Annotated in this window: 11 protein-coding genes; all 11 read right to left on the reverse strand. The window is 43.6% G+C overall.

The window, feature by feature from the left end:
• The coding region (locus tag JHD69_RS17520) for a glycosyltransferase (protein ID WP_199141646.1) at nucleotides 1-400 on the reverse strand (400 nt) is incomplete at its 3' end.
• Between the two features lie 4 nt (nucleotides 401-404).
• Nucleotides 405-1,028 (reverse strand): class I SAM-dependent methyltransferase, encoded by a 624-nt coding sequence (locus tag JHD69_RS17525; protein WP_199141647.1) that lies wholly within the window; start codon nucleotides 1,026-1,028, stop codon nucleotides 405-407.
• Nucleotides 1,029-2,177 carry an XrtY-associated glycosyltransferase XYAG1 gene (locus JHD69_RS17530; RefSeq protein ID WP_199141648.1) on the reverse strand — a complete coding sequence of 383 codons (1,149 nt, stop codon included), beginning with the start codon at nucleotides 2,175-2,177 and terminating at the stop codon, nucleotides 1,029-1,031.
• A complete protein-coding gene (locus JHD69_RS17535) occupies nucleotides 2,140-3,600 on the reverse strand; it encodes an exosortase Y-associated Wzy-like protein (RefSeq protein WP_199141649.1) in 1,461 nt (486 codons plus the stop codon). Before JHD69_RS17535 ends, JHD69_RS17530 begins: the two co-directional genes overlap by 38 nt.
• A complete protein-coding gene (locus JHD69_RS17540) occupies nucleotides 3,587-4,720 on the reverse strand; it encodes a glycosyltransferase family 4 protein (RefSeq protein ID WP_233166017.1) in 1,134 nt (377 codons plus the stop codon). The genes JHD69_RS17535 and JHD69_RS17540 overlap by 14 nt, the downstream gene beginning before the upstream one ends.
• Nucleotides 4,713-5,528, reverse strand: coding sequence for an FkbM family methyltransferase (locus JHD69_RS17545; protein ID WP_199141650.1), 816 nt, complete (start codon nucleotides 5,526-5,528; stop codon nucleotides 4,713-4,715). The genes JHD69_RS17540 and JHD69_RS17545 overlap by 8 nt, the downstream gene beginning before the upstream one ends.
• Nucleotides 5,512-6,810: a glycosyltransferase gene (locus tag JHD69_RS17550; RefSeq protein ID WP_233166018.1), complete on the reverse strand. Its 1,299-nt coding sequence runs from the start codon at nucleotides 6,808-6,810 to the stop codon at nucleotides 5,512-5,514. Before JHD69_RS17550 ends, JHD69_RS17545 begins: the two co-directional genes overlap by 17 nt.
• On the reverse strand, nucleotides 6,807-8,039 hold the full coding sequence (locus tag JHD69_RS17555) for a hypothetical protein (RefSeq protein ID WP_199141651.1): 1,233 nt from the start codon (nucleotides 8,037-8,039) through the stop codon (nucleotides 6,807-6,809). Before JHD69_RS17555 ends, JHD69_RS17550 begins: the two co-directional genes overlap by 4 nt.
• Nucleotides 8,036-8,989 (reverse strand): hypothetical protein, encoded by a 954-nt coding sequence (locus JHD69_RS17560; RefSeq protein ID WP_199141652.1) that lies wholly within the window; start codon nucleotides 8,987-8,989, stop codon nucleotides 8,036-8,038. The genes JHD69_RS17555 and JHD69_RS17560 overlap by 4 nt, the downstream gene beginning before the upstream one ends.
• Before the next feature lie 23 nt (nucleotides 8,990-9,012).
• Complete coding sequence (locus tag JHD69_RS17565; protein ID WP_199141653.1) at nucleotides 9,013-10,044, reverse strand: glycosyltransferase; 1,032 nt, start codon at nucleotides 10,042-10,044, stop codon at nucleotides 9,013-9,015.
• Entirely contained in the window at nucleotides 10,041-10,517 is a 477-nt protein-coding gene (locus JHD69_RS17570; protein ID WP_441339477.1) for a glycosyltransferase family protein, read from the reverse strand. The genes JHD69_RS17565 and JHD69_RS17570 overlap by 4 nt, the downstream gene beginning before the upstream one ends.
• Nucleotides 10,518-10,568 lie beyond the last annotated feature (51 nt).

The raw sequence follows: 10,568 nt of genomic DNA on the forward strand, positions 1-10,568 counted from the left end.
AGATGTGTATAAGAGACAGGCCAAACCTGATCCATTTGCCCTTAAAATAATTTTTTCGGTTAAAATAGATGCCATTGATGTTCGCATAATCACTATTGCTGAAATTTTCGAGTTGCTTAAAAAGCTCTGGCGTTACAATTTGGTCGGCATCCAAGCCAATGATCCAAGGCGTAGTGATTTCGAAGTTTTTTAGGGCAAAATCCCATTGTTTGGGATGGTTTTCGAAAGTATTGGTTTTAACCAGCGCACCATATTGCTGGGCAATGGCCAAGGTTTGGTCTGTACTGCCCGAATCGAGGATAAAGGTTGGTGCATGCAAACCTGCTATAGATTGGAGCAGCCTGGGCAAATGTTCTTCCTCGTTAAAGGTAAGAATGATAAAGCTGAATTCCTTGTTCATCAAATTATAGTGTTGCCTTGATTACCATCGATTTCCAAACATAAGGAATTCGTCCACAGCCCACAAAATCAGTTACCTTAAAACCATATTCTTCCAGCAGTTGGCTTAAGGTAGCCCTAGACCATAACTTGATATGGCCACCATCCCAAAGCGGGTTGGCATGGCTATCCCATTTGCCGGCAATGGCCAGTAATAGGTTTTTGAGGTAGCCGTGGTAAGGTGTACTTAGAATAACCGACCCGCCACCGTTCTTGTGTAAGATGGTTTTACAGAACTGTATAAATTTTCTTGGATCGTATAAATGCTCGATGACTTCGGTAGAAACGATAGTGTCGAACCGAAGCTGCGCAAATTTTTCGGGTAGGTCGTCGCTGGAGAGGTCTTGAATGGCAAAACGATCGGCCGAAAATGTGGAAGCAATTTGGATCCCTGTTGCCGAGGCATCGGTTCCGTAGGCATTAAAACCTCGCTCAACCAGTGTTTTTACCAAAGCTCCATTGCCGCAGCCCAGATCTAAAATACAGCGATTGCTGTTTTTATCTAATAGTTTAACAATAGGTGCTACAATATATTGGTGAGCGTGTGTGGCTGAAGCATTTTGATAGCCATAATCTTTATAATCTGCCATTTATTGTACTTTTTGGTAAAGTGAAATATATCTTTGGACCAATTGGGCCGAATTAAAATCCGTTGCGATTAAATGGGGTGCAACTTGTCTGATTTGTTCGCGTTGTGCTTTGGCCTGATAAGCCTTGGTTAATTGCTCGCCAATTTTTTCGACGTTTAGGGTCGAAATCCAGCCCAGCTCCTTTTGCAGCACATAATCGGCCAGCCCTACTTGGTCTGACAGCAGTACGGGCGTACCTACGCTAAGGCTTTCTATCACTACATTGGCAAAATTCTCATTGTAGGAAGTCAATGCCATAAGGTCGTGCTGGGCCAATACTTCGAACTTATCTGCCGGCTTTACCTGGCCCATCCACTCCACGTTAGCAGCTATGCCTAGTTGTTGCACCAGCAATTGCAGGCTTTCAACATACGCGTTTGTACCAGAACCCGCCAGGCTCAGCGACCAATCGAATGAAACATTTGCTAAAGCTTTAAGCAAGAGCTCTAAGCCTTTTTTCTCTTCCATCCTCGATAAAAAGATGACCCTGAGTTGCGCTGAATCGCTATTTTTTGGTTGCGCAACCTGCCTATTGCCCAGTTCTACCAGGTTGGGAATAACCGTAAGGCTTTTGGGCTGGATGAAACGTAAAACGTCTTGCTTTTCTTTTTCGCTAGTCACATGGATATGGCAATAACGCAAAAGCCGTTTGCCCATTACCTGATGGAGGATGGATTTGAAGCCGGCATTTCTGTTGCCCAAGGTATACTCGGTAAGCATGCCCCGGGGCGATAATACCACTGGAACCTTGCTCCATTTGGCTATTTGGCAACTCAATAGCGACACCAGGTTCCACCAGGCATGAATATGCACAACCACCTGTTTATTTTGCTTGATTTTAGATTTTAAGGCCTTTAACAGGGTGGGCGAGAAGTGGGTATGGTCTTTGGTTAAGCGTTTAAAATAGCTCACAGCAACGCCATCTACATTTTGCACTTCGCCAGGCCTTACATTGAGTTCTGTTTGCCCATTGGCCGTTGTGGTAAGTACTTCAATCGGCACGTTGGCGTTTGCCAGTGCTTCGCAGAGCTTGGCCACCGACATGGTTGGCCCGCCATAAATATAGGCTGGCTTATAGGCGGCGCTGATCTGCAGTATCTTCGTAAACATCGAGTTCTATTAAAGTATTGGACCGTCTAAGAATCCAATAAATGGCATACATGGCCAAATAGCCATAAAAGATATTGTTGAGCAGGAATTCAAAATTATTGCCACGCCAAAGGTTCTGAAAAATCGCGTTGAACATGACGATGCAGCCCAGTTCATAGCCTCCAAACCATTCTTCGGCCTTGTTGCAGAGCCATTGGGTAATTACGCCATATAAGAAAATAGAGATAAACACACCGATTGTGCCGGCACTCACGTAGCCGTCAACCACTGGGCGGGTTTTAGCCGATACCGTCGAACTTCTGTTGGCTACCCCTGCCTCATATACCCTTTCCATAGAAACGGTTTCGGTTACAAATTTATTGGGCCAGATTGCCCTTGGAATAATGGCCAACAACGAATTTTCGACAATTTCTAACCCGTAATAATTCCTCTCGGCCGGAATATGCTTAACAAATTGGGTAAACATGTCTATTTCGCTGAGGCGAAGGGTAAGGAAATCCCAGTTGGTTTCGTTTATTTGCGCTTCATCGCTCACCAGTACCGCATTAAATGCTTCTGAACGGGCTTCTTGTGCGCTTTTTTCGCCAGACCAGGATTGAGAACGCACAATGCTGGCAAATGTGGGCAGGATATAGAGCAGAATATAGAGGGTTGGAAGAGTTAGGACAAGTATGAGTTTTTTAAAATAGGGATAAAGCAAAAAGCCGATAATAATGACATTGATGATGATACTTTCCTTATAGCCGGTTAAGGTGGAAGCGAGGAAATTGACCAGGAAAAGACCACCCCCAAATAGCATGAAGCCGGTTTTCCGCTGCACAATGCCTCTCACGAATACAAAAGCGCTACAGGTAATGGAAATGTTGATCAAACCGTACGAGAACTGGCTGATGCTGTGTAGACGGGAGGTCGCAGCACCGAGAAGATAACAGGCCACGCAAAGCCAGATGAGGAAAAAATCGAGGTTAAGATTAAGGCGATGCTTGATAACGGGGTACTGCTTAATTTTGACAATCATTCCGGTAACCAAGGCCGCGTGAGCCAATAAAGAAAGTCGCTGGCATTTGGCAATAAAATAGGTTTGTTCATTTGGTTTAAAAGGCAACATGAAATTTACCTTGGTAAAATATTCATAGCCCATATGATCTAAAAAATAGAAAATGGACGTGGTACACATAAAGCCTGCGAAAATGAGCTGAACCAATACAATGGGGCGCATGACCTGTTTGCTCAAAGGCAAATCAAGCCCGATAAACCTCAATCTTGAAAACAGGGTCCAATAGAAAATAAAAAAAGAACCCAACCAAGCTGTAAAATACGAAATCACAGGGTCTATCTGTACAATGACCGAAATTATCCAAGGCAAATAGATAAGGAGCAGGATTTTTTGGCGGGAAGAATTCTGATATTTATCGGTTAACATAACTGCTGATGGCTTTTGCCTGTTTTTGAAAGCTCCAGTGCGTAATTTTTTTTGACGAATTTTCTCCCATTTGTTGCAAACACTCCTTCTTGGAGGTTAAAGCTATTAATTTTTGTTTCAAATCAATCAGGTCGTTGCACTTAAAAATTGCACCGTTCTCCTGACTGATCAGGTCGATGCCGCAACTGACTTGGCTAGAGGCCAGTACCGCTCTTCCCGCGGCCATTGCTTCATTGATAGCCAATCCCCAGCTTTCGTTTTGGGAAGGTAGGCAACAGAGGTCGCAGGCCTGGTAAACCACTGGCATCATGGTTTGGTTTTGGAAGTCCAGAAAATGTATATTGCTGTTTTTTGATGCTTTTAATGTGCTTTCTAAAACGCCATTTCCAACAAAAAGCAATTGAACATTTTCTAGTGCAAGTTCCTTAAATGCGGTTAGCAAGAGTTGCGGATTTTTAATGGGCTCCAGTTTTCCGGCAAATAGAATAAGGACGTCGCTTGCCGCGATACCCAGCTTTGTACGTAGTGCCACTGCCTCATCTTGTCTATCTGCACCGAATCGATCGTTGTCTATGGCATGTGGGGCAAACACCAATTGGTGCTCTTTTAATCCGAAGGCTTTGAAATAGGCTTTGTTGGCCGTACCTACATAAAAAGCCAGGTCAACATGCCGATAAACCCACCTGAGGAAAAGACGCTTTAGGCTATGGGCCAAGCCCGATGATTTGTTCAGCAAGGTAGAATCACCTCTAAAATAAACTGGTATACGGCCTTTGAAAAACCGCATGGCTTTTAAGTGGCTTTGCCAGGCCCAGCCATAAACCAAAACGGCATCTGGACCATAGCTTTGCACTTCGCTGATTAAATCAGGATTGACGATGCCTCTAAAATGATGGGTTCCAGGATCTTTTGCCATATTTTTCAAAAAAGTATAGGCGTAGCCCTCAAGCAGAGGGATATCCCAAGCAATATGTTGCTTAAAGCCCTTATCGTATTTATGCAACGACTGTTCGCCCCAGGTGTAAAAAACCTTCAGGTCAAGTTGCCTGGCCAAAAGCTGAAATACCGGAGCATAGTATTGGATAGGATGAGTACTGATAATGGCCAGCTTTTTAGTCATGCGGCAGTGCTAAAATATTTCCTGATTGAAGATTGTTAAACTGTTCGATCGGTTTAGGACCATCTTTATATACATGTAAAAAATAATAATCGAGCCCCTGAAGCAATGAAAAGATATAATCTTCGGGCAGGCCGGTTTTTTGGTGGTAATGCTTGTCGTATTCGAATATAATTTTAGGCCGGTTTTTTTTGATGGTTTCGAGCAGGCCATCAATCACAAAGCTTTCGTAGCCTTCTACATCGATTTTGATAAAGTCGACCCTTTCTGTGCCTATAATTTCGTCGCCCCTATAACAATGTATCAATGTATCGCCATTAAGTTCGAATAAATTAAAAGTCCCTGGATTTTCGCTGTTTTCGTCGGCTTGGATATAAAGTTGTTCTTCCTTATTGCTCAAAGCCATTTTTTGGGCTTTGATATGGTTAAAATTGTTCAGCCTGATATTGGCTTCTAAAGCCTTGAAGTTTTTGGGAACCGGTTCAAATGCACGTACTTGGCCGGTTGCTCCAACCAGTTCGGCAAAATAAAGGGTATGAAAGCCAATATTGGCCCCAACATCTAATACATAATCGCCTTTTTGAATAACAGACCGGAATACTTTTTTAAGTGCAGGCTCATAATTGCCCGTATAAATGATTTTGGCACCAATCCAGGTTAAAGGATCGCAATTGATCGTGAAATTACCTTCGATAGGCTTTACCGTAACGGTTTGGCTACCGAGCTTATGGCGGGTAAAGAGGTAGTTGAAAAGCCTTTCTTGTCCTTTGAAGAAAGGTCTCCTGAGGATAAATCTATAAAGGAACAGCATTGTTTTTTATAACCTCGTTAAAAAGTTCCACTTGTTTTTGGGTCGTATGCGCCGCGGTAAACGTTTCGAATGCTTCCCAGCGGGTAGGAGGGGGAACATGTTGATGGATAAATTCTAAATAAGCAGCCATGGTTTGCGTAGCTGCATCAAGAGTTTGGTTGATGTATAAGAGATGGCCAGCATGGCAGTCTTTCATGATTTTGGTTGCACTGCTTTCGGGATGCAGCGTGGCCAGTAACGGTTTTTTGGCCAGGATGTATGGATAAAGTTTGGATGCGGTATAGGCCGCCTGATCAGAGCCGATGATCACCAATCCGTCAGCTTGCTGCATGTTTTTAAGGCTTTGGTAAAAACCTATCCTATCGGTATACTCTGTTATATAATCCGACAGGCCAAGTTCTTCGGCTATCGGAGCTATTGTTGGCACGCCCTTGCCTTTTGGCGCATAACTGGTACCAATAAAATGAAACTGTACCTTGCCAAATAAGTCGGGCTGTAAAGCGATCCCTTGTTTAAATGCGCCAAATAAGGTTTGTAAGGCCGGTTTCATGTCAAAACCACCGCGACCAATGTAAATCAGATTGATTTTGTTTGTGGTTTGCCTAAAAGCCAGACCGAGTTGTTTGCTGTTTTGCTGGGCAATCTCAAAATCTTTATCAAAAGCACCAAAAGTAATAACCGCGGCAGGTTTGGTTTGGAGTTGGGGATAGCGAAGGTGCAATGTCTGGATATAATTTTCAGATACGCTGATAAGACCATCAACATGCTGCATGGCCTTTGGTTCCAGGTATTTATGCAAACGGTAAGAGAACCAATATTTTTTGGGCCGTTCTGATTTGGGCTTGTTTTTGTAATAATCGGTATGCCATGGATCTTGCATGTCGATTACATAAGGAGTACCAAATCTCTTTTTCCAATAACTGCCCAAAATACATATTGGAAACTCGGTGGTAGAAAAATAGATGAGGTCGAATCGCTGCTGTTTTAACAATTGATTTCCCTTTTTTCTAAAATACCAAAGCGACCTTAAGGCTAGGCTTCCTAAACCCAATTTGCTGGTCCATTTTTTAGTCAAGGCCTTCACCTGGTGGATTTTGATGTTGGCTGGTACGGAAGCCAGTAGAAGCTCGTCTTTTACTACATCATCATAAGTTGGGGCAACCGTAATCACTTCTGCCTCCCAGCCCAGATTTGCAAAGTAGGGCAGGCTCATCCTAACGCGTTGCATGTCTGCAGTGTTGGCGGGTGGAAAATGCGGAGAAATGATCAGTAATCGCTTCAATGGCTATTATTTTGGCGAAGGTCTAACTGTTTGATAATGAACAGGAATTTTTTTTGCTCTTCCTCCCAATTAAGGGTTTCATGTGCATATTTCAACGCCTGTTGCTGATGTGTGCGGAGAAGTACAGGATTGTTGGCATAAGTAGCAAACATAGCGGCCAGCTCTTTTGCACTTCCAAATGTAAGTCCCATACCGGGATAGGCCGACATTAGCTGTTGCTGTGCGGTAGTATTAGAGGCCACAATGCAAAGTCCAGCTTGCACATAGGTAAATATCTTATTAGTTAAACAGATATCCCTGTTTTTGGGATAGCCGATCTCGGTGGCCAATCCAATATCAAATTGCTGGGCAAAAGAGAATAGCTCTTGTTCCGGAATAGGATGGTGGTAAACTATCGCTCCTTCCGTCAGGCTATGTTGAACGGCAATCTGGTCGAAGTAAGCTTGAGTTGCCTCTTGATAAGCACCCAGCAAATGCAGTTGGAGCCGGCATGGCTTTGCCAAACCCATGGCTTCAATAACACTCTCGAGCCCTCTGTTGGCGCCAATAGTTTGTGAAAACCAAAACAGCTTTAGAACTTGTTCCGATTTTGTTTTTTTTGCTGCCAATTGCTGTATGCCAAAGGTATTTAAAATGGTCGTGTTTTTTACTTGCGGATAAAGCTTTGTATAGGCTTCGCCGATTAATGGACTTGCCACGGTTAGGTAATCTAATTGGGGTATATACTGATCCTCCACCGCAATTTTCAGCTTTACCAGAGGGTCTGAATCGTTGTCGGTTTCTTCATATCGGTGAAAATCTTCTGCGTCGAAACCAGCCATGGCCTGATTGGTTTTGGCCGCCTTTACAGCAACCGGCAATGCAGCCAAGTTGTGTGCGATGTAGAGGTTGGCCTTTGTTTTTTTTGCTTTTTTAATCAGTAGCGGGGTACACCTGCCCAAGGCTGCCAGGCTTTTAAAACCTAGCCTTTTAAGGAATAGCTGTGCGATTTTATGATGTAATCTTGTCAAAAGATAAAGCCATTTATCTGATACAGGCGTTCCACCCACACAAATAGCCTCCCATTTTTTTTGTACAAGTAACTGCTTATCTAAATGAGCCGCCCATTCATCTCTGTATTGATAAATTACTTTTACCTCATAACCCGCTTCGACCAAGGTGTCGGCTTCTTTTACCAAACGTGGATTAGTAGCGGGCTGGCCGGAAGTAATAATAACGATCGATTTCAATTTTCTTCTTTCAGGAAAGATTGCCAAGCCTCAAGCTGAATGTTTTCGTGGCCCAACTGCGCTTTGGGAATGTCGCCTTTGTAGACTTTTTCGATAATGGCTGGTAAAATGGCAAGATAGGGTTCAGGTTTTTGCAAGGGATGCAACACCCAGCAGTTTTCAGATTCAAGCATGAAACGGTAAGCACCAGCCGAACGAAACCGTTTGAAGAAAATGTTTTCCACGGCCCTTGGATAACCCCTGTTAAGGTATTTCACCAAAAGGGTTTCCCAAAGTGCTGGGCCTTTCAGCAGCGGAAGATATCGCGCCAGCCGTTGCTTGTCGATCAGGAACTGGCGAGCTGAGAAAAAGGTATCTTTATAACCGCCAGCCACTTTGGTAAACGCAGACCAATGGTCTAAGCTAGGTTTTTGTATAGCCATGCCGTTTAAGGGGGCAATGCCAGGGGTAGCAGAAATGCAATCGGGATTTGCCTCGAGTATTCGTAAAGCATGTTCATACCACTTAAAACCATTGGATTGATGAAAAAGCATATCGCCATCAAAATGCAGCATGAACCGGGTCTTGGTGAGCTCCAATCCGGCCAAATATGAACTAATGCCAATACCCCCATATTCATGGGTTTCCTTTACGATGTTCCTGAAGTACTTTTTGGAAATATGGGCAATTAATGGATCGCCAGGCTCTAGAAAATATACTTCAGTGGCAACGCCTTCTTTTAAAAGGTTATTGGCGATAGACTTGATTTGCCTAACTCTTTCCTTAAATAATGGCTCGGGAAATTTAATGTCAGGGTCTACAATTTTCGTTTTTTGGGGCTTGCAGCAATCCACTACGAGCAACCTGTGGGGTATATCGGCATGTGAAGCAACCAATGCTGGAACCGTGAGCTGTGCATAGTTGATATCTCCTGGCGAAAGGTTGATCTGTAAGGTTATCTGATGATTCATTTGATCAAGGTCTATCTCGGTAACTATTGAAATAGCGGGATGGTTTTATCCTGCAGCATTTGGTAAATCTTAAGGTAATCGGAGATGATTTTATCACTCGAATAATTTTCTACGGCACTTTCTCGCGCCGCTGCTCTCGATAAGCGGTCCCATTGGTTAATGTATTGGCACAACTCTTCAAAACCATTGGCAATGTAGCCATTAACCCCATGCTTTACCACTTCGTTTACGGCGCCTCTCGGATAACCAATAACCGGTGTGCCACAGGCCAACGCTTCTGCCATTACAATGCCGAATGGTTCGTTCCAAGCGATAGGCATAAGAAAGGCGCCTGCAGCACCGAGCAATTCGTTTTTTTCGTGGTCGTTTACCGGACCTATATAGCTGATCTGACTGCCCAAATAAGGTTTGACCATTTCATTGAAATAGTTTTGATGTGCTGGCGGAATATTACCGGCAATAATCAGGTTTTTGTGGGTAGCCAAGGCGGCCTTTACGGCAGTATGCGTACCTTTTATGGGTTCTATTCTCCCTAAAAAAACCAATGGGGCATCTGTCGGAACCGATGGGCTGTAATCATAAATCTGGAGATCTACACCGTTATAAACCGTAAAGGCTTTGGCATAAGGGCTAATCTGGTTAGCGATATAGTTGCTGCAACCGGTAAAGGCCAAGGTGCCTTTTCTGGCTATTTTTACCGCTTTTTGTATTTGGGTTAAAGTGGGCTCCCTTTGGTAAGACATGAGTTTTGGAATGCCAGATTTTAGAAAGGGTAGGAGATAAGCCAGCCTACTGAAACTATGGATGACGTCTGGCTTCCATTTTTTGAGCCTTGAAAGTGTATATATATTTTTGAATTGCGCAACCGTTCCTGCAGCGCTTGTGGTATAGGGAAGGTGTGCTACGCTTACTTTGGAATCCTTATGGGCAACCAAGATAACCTCATGGCCGTGCTGGGCCAGACCTTCAACTAAAAAATGAATGATTCTTTCGATGCCACCGTAATTGATTGGCGGAACCGGGATATAAGGATCGGCAGTGATGGCTATTCTCATTTGATGTTTAATTGCAATTTGATCTTGGCCAATGAATTGGCAATGCTATGCTCGCTCAAGGCTCTTTTCTGTCCCATGTTGCGCAATTGCAACCTTAATTGCTTGTCTTTTTGAAGCTTTTCTATTTTTTGTGCCATTTCCTCCACGTTACTGTATGTCTCTATTTCGCTCCCTAGATCGTAGAGTTCCTCTAACCCTGCCGTATATTCGGTAAGGTAACATGCACCCAGCATGGGCGCTTCAATATCCCTTAGCCTAGAATAAGTATCCGGTTTTGTTAGCGAATGCCTAAAACTGGGGTAACGGCTTACGCCAAGCGTAACCATACTTTCTTTAGTAATTTTGATATAGCTGTCAAAGTCGATTTTTCCAGATAACCTGGACTGTAAAGCAGAACTCATAAGCGGCCTGTAATTCCGTTGCTTCCATTTTTCGATGTAGGCCGCTAAGCCAAATCTATTTATAAATTGCACCTGATGGTTGATTTTTTTTATCAAGCCTTTGTCTGTCTCTTATACACATCT

Source organism: Pedobacter sp. ASV12 (assembly GCF_016429155.1).
Lineage (GTDB): Bacteria > Bacteroidota > Bacteroidia > Sphingobacteriales > Sphingobacteriaceae > Pedobacter.